This is a genomic window from Nitratireductor rhodophyticola (assembly GCF_019891355.1).
Lineage (GTDB): Bacteria > Pseudomonadota > Alphaproteobacteria > Rhizobiales > Rhizobiaceae > Nitratireductor > Nitratireductor rhodophyticola.
On record NZ_JAHSSF010000004.1, the window covers coordinates 325,866 to 339,649 of the forward strand.

The window sequence follows — 13,784 nt, forward strand, 5'->3', positions numbered from 1 at the left end:
TCCCTCCCGAAGATCACCTGCCACAAGACCGCCCGCACGCAGCGGACGGCCCTGCATGACGCGACGAGGGGAGACGCCGCGTCGGGAAAGACTGAAACTTCAGGAGCCGCTTGCGGCAGCTGAATCGATCAGTTCCTTGCCGATATCACCTTCGAACTTCGCCCAGACGGGCTTCATGGTTTCGACCCAGGTCGCGCGCTGCTCGGCGCTCAGTTCACGGATCGTGCCACCGGCGTCGAGTATGTTCTGTCGGCAGGTTCCTTCCTGGTCGGCAACATTGGCGTTGGCTGTCTCCGTCACTTCCTGAACAATGGAGACGAACTGGTCCCGCACTGCCGGATCAAGACCTTCCAGCCATTCTGTCGAGGTCACGAGAAGATAGGCGAGAAGCTGGTGGTTGGTCTCCGTGATCCCGTCCTGCACCTCAAAGAATTTCTGGGTGTAGATGTTGCACCAGCTGTTTTCCTGGCCATCCACGACACCGGTCTGCAGTGCACCGTAAACTTCCTTGAAAGCAAGTTTCTGCGCCGATGCGCCCATTGCCTCGATCATGGCCACGGCGACGTCAGAGGTCTGCACGCGGAACTTCAGCCCCGCCGCATCCTGCGGCTCCATAAGAGGCTTGCCGGCAGAAAACTGCTTGAGACCCGACGACCAGAAACCAAGGCCGGTATAGCCTTCGTCTTCCATCACTGTCAGCAGGCCCTGACCATCATCCGACGTGGTGAACTTGTTCACCGCATCAAGTGTGGGAAAGAGGAACGGAAGGTCGAACAGGCGATATTTGAGCGTATAGGCCTCAAATTTCGCCAGCGAGGGTGCGGCAAGCTGCACGTCGCCCAGAAGCAGGGCCTCCATCACCTTGTCGTCGTCATAAAGCGTCGAGTTCGGAAACACCTCCATACAGGCGGTTCCGTTCATCTCGTCATTCACCCGTTCCGCCAGAAGCGTTGCCGCATCGCCCTTGGGATGGCCTTTTTCGGCAACCACGTGGCTGAACTTGATAACCATTTCGCCATCGTCGCATTGGGCTTGGGCCTGACCTGCAAGCACGGTCAGGGAAAGCGCCGAGACGGCACCGATCAAAAGTCGCATGGGGTCTCCTCCACTCTGCACAGCCCGCATCACGCTGCGGACGAACAATCGCGGCCTGTCACCGCCTGTTTCTTTTCTGGCACGGCGCGGACGATCACCAGCGTCCAGCGACATTGCAACCATATCCTGTGATACGGGTGACGTGAAATCAAGCGAGACGCGAATTGCGGCCCGCTTTTCTCCCTTATGCTTTAGTCTGAATATTCCCGCTCGTCGGCGATCACCTTGCCGTCGCGCGGCAGGCTGCCCGGCTCAGCCAGCACCACGCGCCCGCCGACCCTCGTGACTTCGCGCAGCGTTGTCTCGATCGCGGTCGTGTCCGGAGCGGTACCGGTGATTGTCTCGACATGCAGGGCCATGGCGTCGCTTGCGCCATCGCGGGTCACCACAAGCCGGGCGCGTTCGATTTCGCCGTGTCTGCGCGTCAACTCCGCGATCTGTTTGGGATCGACAAACATGCCCTTGACCTTGGTTCGCTGGTCGGCACGTCCCATCCAGCCCCTGATACGCATATTGGTACGGCCGCACGGGCTCTTTTCCGGCAGCACTGCGGATAAATCTCCGGTTCCAAGCCGCACCAGCGGATAAGCCGGGTTAAGCGAGGTCACCACAACCTCACCCACCTCTCCCTCCGGCACCGGATCGTCGGTGCCCGGTCGCACGATCTCGACGATCAGGTTTTCGTTGACCACCATGCCCGGCAGCGGTGCACCGTCAGGCCCGGTCGATTCATAAGCGATCACGCCAAACTCGGCGGTGGCGTAACACTGCAGCACGTTTATGCCCCGTGCGCGGTATTCCTCACGCAGTGAGGGAAACAGCGCCCCTCCCGAAACCAGACCGATCCGGATTGATGACAGATCCCTGCCATCGCGATCCGCCCGTTCGAGCATGATCTTCAGAAAATCCGGCGTTCCGGCATAGACATCCGGCCGAAATGCTTCAGCCGCCTCCACCTGCATGTCCGTATTGCCGGTGCCTGCAGGAAACACGCTGCATCCGAGCGCCCGCGCGCCCGTGTCGAGCACGAAACCGCCCGGCGTCATATGATAGGCAAACGCGTTGTGAACACGCGCCCCGGGCCGCACGCCGGCAGCAAAAAAGGCGCGTGCCGCCTGCCAGGGATCGGCGCCCGCCCCCTGAATTTCCCAGATCGGTCCCGGTGACATGAAAACACGCGCTCCCTCGAGCGCGTCTGGATCAACAAAACCGCCGAAGGGCGGCTTCGCCTGCTGCAGTTCCAGGAGCTCCGGTTTGCGCAGGACCGGCAGCCGCTCAAGCGCCGCACGATCAACAATTTTGGAGAGATCGTACCCGGAAAGCCATGCCGCCAGCCCCTCCGCCTTGGCCACGGCGCCGCTCAAAAAATGCGGCAGGACCGAAAACAGGTCACGCTCACGCTCCGCCGGATCACGAATTTCCAGCGCGTCGAAATGCGGTGACATGGCTCCTCCCAAAGGGTTTTGAGCATGTTATCGCAACAATCACACCCAGGGAGCAAGACCGACCAAGGTCATGTCTAGAGAAATTGCGGTATTCAGCCCCGACGTAGGACGAACTGGGAACCAGTTTCGGACGAGCAGTTCAGTTGCACGACCGCATTGCCCTGATATGTGGCTTTCAAGCAGTTCACCAGTTGTGGGGCGCGCACGCGCGACTGCACATTGATTTCAACCAAATTACCGGCTTTTTCCGTGTAGCTGCCGGTAGCTATCACTTCCCCTGTGTCGGTCGCCTTCGTTTGAAAGGCTCCGTTGTTGAACGATGAAACCAATCCCTCCGCACCAATCCAATTTCCTTCAACACCCGCAGGGGCGGAAGCAACAATTGGTTCGGGCATACCCGTCTGGCAGCCGGCCACTGCGAGTGCCGAAACGAGCGTTGCGAGCGTCAGAATTTTGCCTGTCTTCATGGTTCTGGCCTCCTGTTGCGCCTACGGTACTGCACCGACAGCGCACCGCCTTGGAAACGGCCCGCCCCCTTCAGGGCCGGGCGATACCCATTTCAATTGCCCGATTTTGACATCATTGCAAGCGCAGCGCGCGCATCCCCGCTCAACGCACGAGAATGTTGCGGAACTGCCACGGATCGGATTCGTCAATGTCCTCGGGGAAAAGCCCCGGCCTGCCCTCAAGTGGCGTCCAGTCCGTATAGTAGCCTTTTACAGGTCCCAGATAAGGCAACTGGATATCAAGACAGCGGCGATAGTCCACCTCATCGGCCTCGACGATACCCGCTTCGGGATTCTCCAGCGCCCAAACCATTCCCGCAAGCACGGCGGAGGTCACCTGAAGACCCGTAGCGTTCTGATAAGGCGCCAGTTCGCGCGCTTCTTCCAGCGTGAGCTGCGAACCGAACCAGTAAGCATTCTTCCTGTGCCCGTAGAGCAGCACGCCGAGTTCATCCATCCCGTCCACCAGCTCGTTCTCGTCAAGAACGTGCTGCTCGGGCTGCGCCTTGCCTTCGGCGCCGAACATTTCGTGCAGCGAAAGCACTGCATCGTTGCAGGGATGATAGGCGTAGTGACAGGTCGGCCGGTAGACGACCTTGCCCTTCCCGTCACGCACAGTGAAGAAATCTGCGATGGAGATCGACTCATTGTGGGTGACAAGGAAGCCATACTGCGGCCCCGGCGTCGGGCACCAGCTTCGCACCCGCGTGTTGGCACCCGGCTGCTCCAGAAAGATCGCCGCCTTGTTGCCCTTCTTCTGCTTGCGCGCGTTCCGGGGCTTCCATGTCTCATGCGTGCCCCAGCCGAGTTCGGCCGGCTGTAACCCCTCGGCGATAAAACCTTCCACCGACCAGGTGTTCCAGAACACGTTCATGGGCTTCGGCTTCTTGGTCCGCTGCGTATCGCGTTCGGCAATGTGAATGCCCTTCACACCGCACTTCTTCATCAGCTTTGCCCAGCCTTCGCGGTCCTCGACACCCGGCTCATCGAAGTCGAGCCCCAGGTCGGTCGCCAGGTTCACCAGCGCCTGCTTGACGAACCAGGACACCATGCCGGGGTTGGCGCCGCAGGTGGAAACGGCTGTGGTGCCGCCCGGATTCTTGGCCTTTTCCCGACGCACCGTCTCGCGCAGCGCATAATTGGTGCGCGAGGCATTGTCGGCCTTGTCATCGAAATAGAAGCCGAGCCAGGGCTCCACCACCGTGTCGATATAGAGCACGCCAAGCTTGCGGCACAGTTTCATCAGGTCGAGCGATGACGTGTCGACCGAAAGGTTTACGCAAAAGCCCTGCCCTTCACCTTCTGTCAGGAGTGGCTTGAGCAGGTCCTTGTAATTGTCCTTCGTGACATGCGCCTGCACATAACGGATGCCCCGTTCGTCGAGCAGCTTGCGATCCGCATCGTTCGGATCCACCACGACCATGCGCGATTTGTCGAACCTGAAATGGCGCTCGATCAACGGCAGCGTTCCGCGCCCGATTGAGCCGAAGCCGATCATCACGACCGGGCCGGTGATTTCACCATGGATGGGCCATTTCCTGTCAGCCATTACACGCCTCTCCAAAACAGAACGATTGAGCCTCCAAAACACAGAAGCGTGTCACAATAAAGCGCAAATGCGGTTCCGGTCCTGTCCCTGGCTATTCCTTAAGCGCGCCAAGCCCTTCCATCGTGCGTGAAATGGCACATTCGGTGATCTCGACTTCGGCGATGCCATGCACTGCAAAAGGGTCTTCCGACAAACAGGCTTCGAGGGCTTCGCGGTCGCCGCGCGCGAGAATGACACCGCCCGTCCTCGGCACCTTGCGCCCTGAAGCAATGAATGTCCCACTCGCGTAGTATTTCTCGAGCCAGGCCATATGCCCTTCCATATGCGGCTCGACATCCTCGATCGGCACCACATAGCGCAACGAAACGATAAACATCACCGGTCCCCCTTTTAGGTCATCGCAAAGCGCGCCTTGAGCAGCGCTTCCTCATATTCGCCATCGGCTGTGGAATCGAACACCACGCCACCACCCACATTGTAGATTGCTTCCCCGTCGGCAAAGAGCGAAACCGTACGGATCGCCACGTTGAACCGCATCGTACCGTCGGGCGCCGCCCAGCCGATCGCACCGCAATAGGCTTCGCGGGGGCCAGTCTCCAGTTCCCGCAGGATCTCCATGGCGCGGATTTTCGGTGCCCCCGTCACCGAACCGCAGGGAAAGAGCGCCGCGAAGATTTCACGCAGACCCGTCGCTGGTCTGATCCTCGCGCGGACCCGGCTCACCATCTGATGAACCGTCGGATAGGTTTCCACATGGAAAAGCTCGGGCACCTCCAGCGTTCCCACCTCGCTGATGCGGGAAATGTCGTTGCGCAGGAGATCGACGATCATGCGGTTTTCCGCCTGGTTCTTCGGATCGTTGCGCAAAAACGCCTTCTGTGCCGCATCCTCTTCGGGCGTCGCACCGCGCGGCACCGTACCTTTCATCGGCAGGGTCTCGATCCAGCCGTCCCGCGAAACCTGGAAAAACAGTTCCGGCGAACGGGAAACGATCACCGGCCAGCCGAGCTCGACCAGCGCCCCATACCGCACGGGCTGGCGTGCGCCGAGCGCATCGAACAGCCCCGCAGGCTCCCCGTGCCACCTGGCCTGGATGGGGAAGGTCAAATTCGCCTGGTAGCAGTCGCCTGCCCGCAGATGCCCGTGCAGACGTTCAAAACGGCGTTCATAGTCGGAGCTGTTCCATGCCGGTTTCGCATCGACGAGCGCAGCATCCGCCACCGCCGGTCTGGAAACCGGGCGATCCTCCGGAGGATCGAAGACGCCGAAGCAAAGGAGTGGGCCACGCCGTCCCTCCGGCAGGAGCGGTCTGAGCTTCGGCTCCAGCAGATAACCGGCCTCATAGGCCATGTAACCGGCAAGCCAGAAACCGTCGCGCCGCGCCCTCTCTGCCCGGTCGAGCATGATCTCGAACGTCTCGGCATCTCTCGCAGTCAGGAGCGCGCGCGGCCGGGAGAAGCAAAGCTCCCGGCCGGCCGCGTCGTCGCGGATCAGAACCTGGCCCCGAATATCGGCGGGCATCGTGTCTGAGAAACCTGTCCTAGGGTCAGGACCCATTAATATGACCACAATGGTCGGCCTGATTTGTGCGGATACGCGAAGCAAGACCACAGGAAGACTTCATGTCTTTCAAGGTCTTGCGACAAAGTAGCCCGTGCAAATCAGGCCGATCCGAAGGACGTTCGATAGACTGGCGACCTGCCGCGTCAAACCCCTTGACCGGGGGAAGAACCCCGCTCTGCGGGCTTTTCCTTGCATCTCTTGGTCTATCGATCGCCATTGTGGTCATATTATTGAGTCCTGACCCTAGCCGTCGAGCGTTTCAAGCTCGTCTATCAGCCCCTCGATCACCGAAAGCCCCCTGCCCCAGAAATCCGGGTCGCTCGCATCGAGGCCGAAAGGCGCCAGAAGCTCCGAATGATGCTTCGTGCCGCCGGCCTCAAGCATGGCGAAATACCGTTCCTGGAAACCCTCCGGAGCCTGCTGGTAAACGGCGAAGAGCGAGTTCACCAGACAGTCGCCGAAGGCGTAGGCGTAAACATAGAAAGGCGAGTGGATGAAGTGCGGGATATAGGCCCAGAACGTCTCATATCCCTCGCGCAGCTTCACCGACGGACCGAGACACGCCTTCTGCACGTCGAGCCACAATTCGCCGATCTGATCGGAGGTCAGCTCACCGTCGCTGCGGCGCTTGGCATGCACCTTGCGTTCGAACTCATAAAAGGCGATCTGGCGCACGACCGTGTTGAGCATGTCCTCCACCTTCTGCGCCAGCATGGCCTTGCGTTCGCGCTTTTCGGTCGTTCGGTCGAGCAGCGAGCGGAAGGTGAGCATCTCGCCGAAAACCGAGGCCGTTTCGGCAAGCGTGAGCGGCGTCGGCGCCATCAGCGCCCCCTGTTTTCCGGCCAGCACCTGGTGAATGCCATGCCCCATCTCATGCGCCAGCGTCATCACGTCACGCGGTTTGCCGAGATAGTTCAGGAGCAGATAGGGATGCGCGGAGGGAACGGTCGGGTGAGCGAACGCCCCCGGCGACTTGCCCGGACGCACCGGCGCGTCGATCCAGTTGTGATCGAAAAAGCGGCCCGCGATTTCTGCCATTCGCGGATCGAACGCGGCATAGGCGTCGAGCACCGTATTCTTCGCCTCGTCCCAGCCGATCACCGCCTGCGGTGTCTCCGGCAGCGGCGCGTTGCGGTCCCAGTGGTTCAGCACATCCATGCCCAGCCACCTGGCCTTCATGGCGTAATAGCGATGCGAAAGCCTCGGATAGGCGGTGCGCACGGCTTCCGCCAGTGCATCCACGACCGGCCGTTCCACGCGGTTTGCCAGGTGGCGGGAATCGGCAATGTCCTCGAACCCGCGCCAGCGGTCGGAGATTTCCTTGTCCTTGGCCAGTGTGTTGGTAATCAGCGTGAATGTGCGCAGGTTCTTCGAGAAAGTATCGGCCAGCGCCTGCGCCGCCCGGTGGCGCTTCTCACCATCCGCATCCTGCAACAGGTTGAGCGTCTGCTCCAGCGCCAGTTCCTCTCCGTCCACCGTGAAGCGCAGACTGGTCATGGTCTCGTCGAACAGGCGGTTCCAGGCGCCACGCCCGGTCACCGACTTTTCGTGGAAAAGCTGCTCGACCCGGTCTTCGAGTTCGTAGGGTTTGTCGCGACGGATATCGAGCACCCAGGGCCTGTAGTGCGCAAGCCTGGGATCGGCTTCCAGCGCTGCGTCGAGCACTGCGTCTTCGATCTTGTTCAGCTCCAGCGTGAAAAAGATGAGATGTGCGCTTGCGTCCGTGAGTTTCTCCTGCACGTCGCCATAAAGCTTCGCACGCTTCGGGTCTGACGTATCGCCCGCATAGAGAAGCCCCGCATAGGAGACGATGCGGCCCATCAGTTCCTCAATGCCTTCATAGGCTTCAACCGCTTCGCCCAGCCTGCCTTCCGGACCCCTTGCAGCCTCGTCCGCAAGCTTGCCCTTCCAGGCGGTTTCGAAACCGGCCGCTTCCGCGGCGGCACGATCGAGATCGCGCTTCAGTTCGGGTGACTCGATTGCCGGATACAGATCGGCGAGATTCCACTCCGGCAGATTGCCGAGTTCCGAAAACGCGTTTTCAGCCGCTAGCGCCGCATCCGTTGCCGCAGGGCGACGGGCCCTGTCAGTGTTGTTGGCCATGTAATCCTCGTTGCCGAAATCGCTGTCCGTCCACGGTGCCGAAAGGTTTCGTTCACCGGGATTCTTGAACCCTTGTTTAGAAGCCTATGCCATTTTGATCCAGCCCGCGCCGGAAAACTGCGCGCGATATCGTAACGCCATTGCATAATTGCGACATGTCCGAAGCCGTTCTCATAGTCGACGATGACCCGGTCCAGCGCCGCCTTCTTCAGGCTGCGGTGGAGAAACTCGGTCACACGCCGCTTCTTGCAGAGAACGGTCAGGAGGCGCTGGGTGTGCTGGAACGCGCCGAGCAGGCCCCGCGTACCATTGTGCTCGACCTCGTCATGCCGCAGATGAGCGGGCTCGAAATGCTCGAACGCCTTCGCGGCGAAGGCTCTGACATTCCGGTTATCGTGCAGACATCGCGCGGCAGCATCGACACGGCGGTCGAAGCCATGCGCGCCGGCGCCTTCGATTTCATCGTCAAGCCCGTTGCCCCGGCCCGACTTGGGGCAGCCATAAAAAACGCCCTCAGGGTCAGCGCCATGGAGACCCGCCAGCGCCGTGGCGGCAGACCGGCCGAGGCATCCTCTCTTGATGATCTGGTCACCAACAGCCCGTCCATGGCGCGGGTCATCATGCTGGGCCAGAAGGCCGCCGCCAGCGACATACCCATCCTGATCGAAGGGGAATCCGGTGTCGGCAAGGAGGTTATCGCCCGTGCGATCCAGAGCGAAAGCCGGCGCCGCCGAAAGCCTTTCATCACGGTCAACTGCGGCGCGATCCCCGATACGCTGGTGGAGAGCATTCTCTTCGGCCACGAAAAAGGAGCCTTCACCGGCGCAACGGAAAAGCGCATCGGCAAATTCGCCGAAGCCGATACGGGAACCCTTTTTCTGGACGAGATCGGCGACCTTCCCCTCGACGTACAGGTCAAGCTCCTGCGTGCCGTACAGCAGGGCGAAGTGGACACGGTCGGCGGGCGCGGCACACAGAAGGTCGACATCCGCCTGATCTCGGCGACCAACCAGAACCTGATTGAGCGCGTCAAAGAAGGTCGGTTTCGTGAAGACCTGTTCTACCGCCTCAATGTCTTCCCAATCATGGTGCCGCCGCTGCGCGAGAGAAGGGATGACATTCCTCTTCTGGTGCAGGCATTCATTGCCCGCTTCAGCGACAGCGCTTCAAACCGGATCACCGGCATATCGCGCAGAGCGCTCGCGCTTCTGGAAAGCTACGACTGGCCCGGCAATATTCGACAACTGGAAAACGCCGTCTTCCGGGCAGTCGTGCTTTGCGAAACGAGCGTGCTCGACACGGCTGACTTCCCGCAGATCCTCGCTCAGGTCGAAGGCATCGATCCATACGAGGCCCAGACAGGAACAGTATCGGCCGACGATAGCCCTGCGGCGGCACTGCCGACAGACCGTCGTGACCTTCCCCATCGGGAAGCGCCTACGGTTCAAGACCTGCCGGGAAGCGTTGCCACACTGGACGAAGACGGGAATGTACGCCCACTGGAGGAGATCGAAAGCGATGTGATCCGGTTTGCCCTCGATCACTACCGCGGCCAGATGAGTGAAATCGCGCGGCGCCTGGGCATCGGACGCTCCACGCTTTATCGAAAACTCAAGGACATGGGCATCGATCCGGCAGAACGCCCGCGCGCGAAAGACGACTGAGGCACCGGGGACACAGTCCAGACATTAACCCCGCATTTACCCTGCGGCGGCTTGTCACGTTTTGCCACGATATCGCCATCCTCTTCGCGCATTCCTCCTTTAATAAGATCGAATTAACCATTAAATGGAATAATCGGAAGGTGGGAACCACACAGTCCGGGCCTGAGGCTCGGGGGACAAACACCAGCCTGTAAGGCCACGGATCTTGAGACAAAACGACGTTCACGTTCTTGGATGGCGCTTGCCTGCGCTTGTACGCGTGAGGCTCCTCGCCGGTTTGATGCTTGCAGTCGGCGCGCTGGTCGCAGCTGCGCCCGCCGCTAACGCCGAAACACGCACCCTGAAGCTTTACTTCATCCACACGAAGGAACGCGCCGAGATCACCTACAAGCGAAACGGGCGCTACATCCAGAGCGGCCTCAAACAGGTAAACCGCTTCCTGCGTGACTGGCGACAGAACGAACCGACCAATATGGACCCGAAGGTTCTCGACCTGCTTTGGGAGGTCTATCGCACCACCGGTGCACGCGATTATATCCACGTCGTTTCCGCCTACCGCTCGCCCAAGACCAACGCCATGCTTCGCAGCCGTTCAAGCGGTGTTGCAAAGAAGAGCCAGCACATGCTTGGCAAGGCAATCGACTTCTACATTCCAGGCGTCAAGCTTGCCAGCCTGCGCAACGCTGCACTGAAGTACGAAGCTGGCGGCGTCGGTTACTACCCGCGTTCGGGCTCGCCCTTCATTCACATTGATGTCGGCGGTGTGCGCCACTGGCCGCGCATGAGCCGCAAGCAGCTTTTGGCCGTATTCCCCGACGGCAAGACCATGCATGTTCCAACCGACGGCAAACCTCTGCCGGGATACAAGCAGGCAGTTGCCGCCTACGAAGCGCGCAAGCGCAACGGCGGCTCCATTCAGGTTGCGCGTGACAATGGCGGCGGTGGCAATGGCCGCGGTCTCCTGGCCGCGCTCTTCGGCGGCGGTGCCGACGAGGAAGAGGATACCGCCGAGACCACGACGGTTGCGGCGCGGCAGCCGGCAGCGCGCCGGCCTCAGGCGCCGGCAGCAGCGCCCGCACCGCAGCCCGAGCCCGAAACCCCGAGCACGATCCTCGCCGCCCTGCCGCAGCGTAGCCTGCCGACACCGCGCGCAGCACCGCGACCGGATGTGGCCGTGGGCCAGCCCCTGCCCTTCGAGGTCAAGCCTGTCGAGGAAGCACCCGCCATCACCGAGCAGGCCACGCCTGAGCAGGCCGGAACCGCGGTTCTCGTGGCCGCGAACATACCGATCCCGACACGTCGCCCGGAATATGCGCCTGATGCCGCGACCCAGGAAGCTCTTGTGCAGATAGCCTCGGCGCAGACCGAGGCACCGGATGCCATTGCCGGCGTTCTGGCCGACGACGCGGAGACCGCGCAGCCGATTACAACGGCCGCTTATCTGCCGGTTCCGTCGAGCCGCCCCGCCCGCGCCGTGGCCGACGAGTTCACGCTCGCCGCACTTCCCGAACCGCGCCCGCAGGCGGAGCCAGCGGCACAGCAGAGCGATTTTGCTCTCGCTGCCGACAAGGAACCTGAAACGGCTGCCGCTGCCCTGCAGGAAGAGCGTGGACAGCCGGTTTCAGCCACCCCCCGCAAAGCGCTTCTCGCCCGTGCGGATCAGGCAACGGAAACGCGCCACGAAAGCCGTGCACGCAGCACCCGTAAATCGGCCAAGCCCGGCCCGGCTGACGTGATCCGCGATGCGCAGCCCGTCGTGGTCGCCAGCGGGGGTGAGGCGCCGAGCCGCGCGCTCAGCCGGAACTCCATGCTGACCGAAGCCGCGCGGCCGACCCATCCGCCGGCGTTTGACAGTGAGTTCGTCCGCTCGCCCGAGACCGTCTACACGACCGGTTTCCAGCAGGATATCACCGTGGCGGACGCCACCCGCTTCAGCGGCAAGGCCGTGAACTTCATCTCCATGGCCCGCTTCCGCACCAACTGAGGCAGGCCTGCAAGACAACGAAAAAGCGGGGCTCCGGGGCCCCGCTTTTTTTTCGTTTGAGAACAGGCTTTTTCAGCCCTTGAGGCCGCTTGCCTCACGAGCCAGCGCCTCGATGGAGGCCCAGTCTCCGGCCTCGATCGCCTTGTCGGGCGCGACCCAGGAGCCGCCGACGCAGATCACATTCGGCAAGGACAGATAGTCATGCACATTCTTCGGCGAGACACCGCCCGTCGGGCAGAAACGGATGGAAGCCAGGGGCGAGGAAAGAGCTTTCAGGAAGGGCGCGCCGCCCGACTGCTCGGCCGGAAAGAACTTCAGAAGGCTGTAACCTTCCTCACGCGCGGCCATCACCTCGCTCGGCGTTGCCGCACCAGGCAGGAACGGCACCTCGGACATCGATGCCGCATCGAGCAGCTCCTGCGTGATGCCGGGGCTGACGATGAACCGCGCACCGGCCGCCACCGCGTAGGAGAAGTCCTTCGAGGTCAGGATCGTGCCGGCACCGACAATCGCCTCCGGCACTTCTTCGCTGACGAGACGGATCGCGTCGATGGCGTCAGGCGTGCGCAGCGTGATTTCGATGGCCGGCAACCCGCCCTTCACCAGTGCCCGCGCCAGCGGCACGGCATCCGCCAGGCGGTCGATCTTCAAGACCGGGATCACCGGCTGACCTTCCAGGATCGCCAGCAGCACCTCGTTCTTCTTCTGCATGGCAGCGTTCATGTGCACACGTCTCCTCAAAGCCTCTACATTTCCGGCGAAACCGCACCGTTAAAACGGTTCAATACACGTATTTCGCCGCCCATGAACACTTTTCTCCCAAAACTGGCAAGCCGCAAACCTCAATTGTCTGTTTGCAAACGCGTCCAGAAGCCGGTCAACCGGCCCCAAAGGCGCCGCAGCAAATCGCGAAAAGGCAGAGCGTTCTGCAGCGCGCGCCATGTCGCGTCTCCCGCCACGCCGTCCACAACAAGGCCGGCCTCTTTCTGAAAGCGCTTCAAAGCCATCTCCGTCCGTGCGCCAAACACCCCGTCCACGGCCACCGGGTAGCCCAGTGCGCATAGCATCGCCTGAAGGCGCTCCGCCGCAGCGCCCCATGCACCGATCCGTAGCAGATCGCCCGCATCGGGTGTTTCCCGTGCCGCATAGGCCCGGTAGGCTCGGGCGAGCTTCCTGTCATACTGGTTGCGCCTGTAGCCCGGTCCGTTATAGCCCCGCGCAAACCGTGCCCAGTTCCGCGCAGCCAGAGCCTCTTTCAGCCCCGCCTTCTCGATGTAGCGCAGCATCAGACGAACCTGCCCGGCGGTCCCGCTCCGGGCCTCGGCCACCAGCGCCTCCACATCGGCAAAGCCGAGCCAGCTCCAGTGTGCTCCCATCACCTGCCCCAGCCCCCAGGAAACGGATTCGCACGCGGCCTTTCTGTCCATGCGCGCAGCCTTCTCAAAAAGCGCCCAGCGTTCGGCCTGACCGCGCGGATTGGCGACACCGCCGGCTTCCGGCGAAGCCAGCCCCGCCGCCCGCGCCTCCGCCCGCTTACTGCCAGCAACCCTTCGGTCGAAATAATGCCCTTCGAACCGGATCACCGGCTCCGCCCGACCGCGAACCATGACATGTGACCTGCCACCGCTCTCCACCTGGGCCACCGCAAGAAGCAGAGCCGGCTCAATTCCTGCCCGTAAAGCCGCTTCGCCGATTTCCCTGATTGCTGCTTCTGAAAACATCGCTCTCGCCCGTCATTGCTTTCGGCAATTATCGGTCAGCACAACCACAGGGGGATAAATTGAATATGATACAATTTTAAATGACCCGTCACGACGCCCCGGCAATGGCGGAACCCCGCTTTTTCTTGCAAGCCGACGGGGAGAAGCGTAGGAG

Annotated in this window: 11 protein-coding genes; 2 read left to right on the forward strand and 9 right to left on the reverse strand. The window is 61.6% G+C overall.

The annotated features are described in order from the left end of the window. Positions 1–99: 99 nt before the first annotated feature. The 7 genes from KUG85_RS17060 to KUG85_RS17090 all read right to left on the reverse strand — a co-directional run bounded on the left by KUG85_RS17060 (position 100) and on the right by KUG85_RS17090 (position 8,261). Positions 100–1,095, reverse strand: coding sequence for a DctP family TRAP transporter solute-binding subunit (locus KUG85_RS17060; protein ID WP_007008589.1), 996 nt, complete (start codon positions 1,093–1,095; stop codon positions 100–102). Positions 1,096–1,286: 191 nt separating this feature from the next. After that, positions 1,287–2,540, reverse strand: a complete 1,254-nt coding sequence (locus tag KUG85_RS17065; RefSeq protein WP_223006170.1) for a phenylacetate--CoA ligase family protein — start codon at positions 2,538–2,540, stop codon at positions 1,287–1,289. 92 nt (positions 2,541–2,632) lie between these two features. Then, on the reverse strand, positions 2,633–3,007 hold the full coding sequence (locus KUG85_RS17070; protein ID WP_223006171.1) for a hypothetical protein: 375 nt from the start codon (positions 3,005–3,007) through the stop codon (positions 2,633–2,635). 142 nt (positions 3,008–3,149) lie between these two features. Next, a complete protein-coding gene (locus tag KUG85_RS17075) occupies positions 3,150–4,595 on the reverse strand; it encodes a homospermidine synthase (protein ID WP_065815755.1) in 1,446 nt (481 codons plus the stop codon). 91 nt (positions 4,596–4,686) lie between these two features. Next, on the reverse strand, positions 4,687–4,971 hold the full coding sequence (locus KUG85_RS17080) for a YciI family protein (protein WP_223006172.1): 285 nt from the start codon (positions 4,969–4,971) through the stop codon (positions 4,687–4,689). A gap of 14 nt (positions 4,972–4,985) precedes the next feature. Beyond that, positions 4,986–6,116 carry an aminodeoxychorismate synthase component I gene (locus KUG85_RS17085; RefSeq protein ID WP_223006173.1) on the reverse strand — a complete coding sequence of 377 codons (1,131 nt, stop codon included), beginning with the start codon at positions 6,114–6,116 and terminating at the stop codon, positions 4,986–4,988. Between the two features lie 285 nt (positions 6,117–6,401). Beyond that, on the reverse strand, positions 6,402–8,261 hold the full coding sequence (locus tag KUG85_RS17090; protein ID WP_007008583.1) for a M3 family oligoendopeptidase: 1,860 nt from the start codon (positions 8,259–8,261) through the stop codon (positions 6,402–6,404). Positions 8,262–8,416: 155 nt separating this feature from the next. Between KUG85_RS17090 and KUG85_RS17095 the strand changes: the two genes are divergently transcribed. Next, entirely contained in the window at positions 8,417–9,925 is a 1,509-nt protein-coding gene (locus tag KUG85_RS17095; RefSeq protein ID WP_223006174.1) for a sigma-54-dependent transcriptional regulator, read from the forward strand. Positions 9,926–10,205: 280 nt separating this feature from the next. Then, positions 10,206–11,909: a DUF882 domain-containing protein gene (locus KUG85_RS17100; protein ID WP_223006175.1), complete on the forward strand. Its 1,704-nt coding sequence runs from the start codon at positions 10,206–10,208 to the stop codon at positions 11,907–11,909. 72 nt (positions 11,910–11,981) lie between these two features. Here the strand turns inward: KUG85_RS17100 and KUG85_RS17105 are convergent, their stop codons facing one another. Both KUG85_RS17105 and KUG85_RS17110 read right to left on the reverse strand, forming a co-directional pair. Continuing rightward, positions 11,982–12,620 carry a 2-dehydro-3-deoxy-phosphogluconate aldolase gene (locus KUG85_RS17105; protein WP_088941525.1) on the reverse strand — a complete coding sequence of 213 codons (639 nt, stop codon included), beginning with the start codon at positions 12,618–12,620 and terminating at the stop codon, positions 11,982–11,984. 131 nt (positions 12,621–12,751) lie between these two features. Next, positions 12,752–13,630, reverse strand: a complete 879-nt coding sequence (locus KUG85_RS17110; RefSeq protein WP_223006176.1) for an N-acetylmuramidase domain-containing protein — start codon at positions 13,628–13,630, stop codon at positions 12,752–12,754. Positions 13,631–13,784 lie beyond the last annotated feature (154 nt).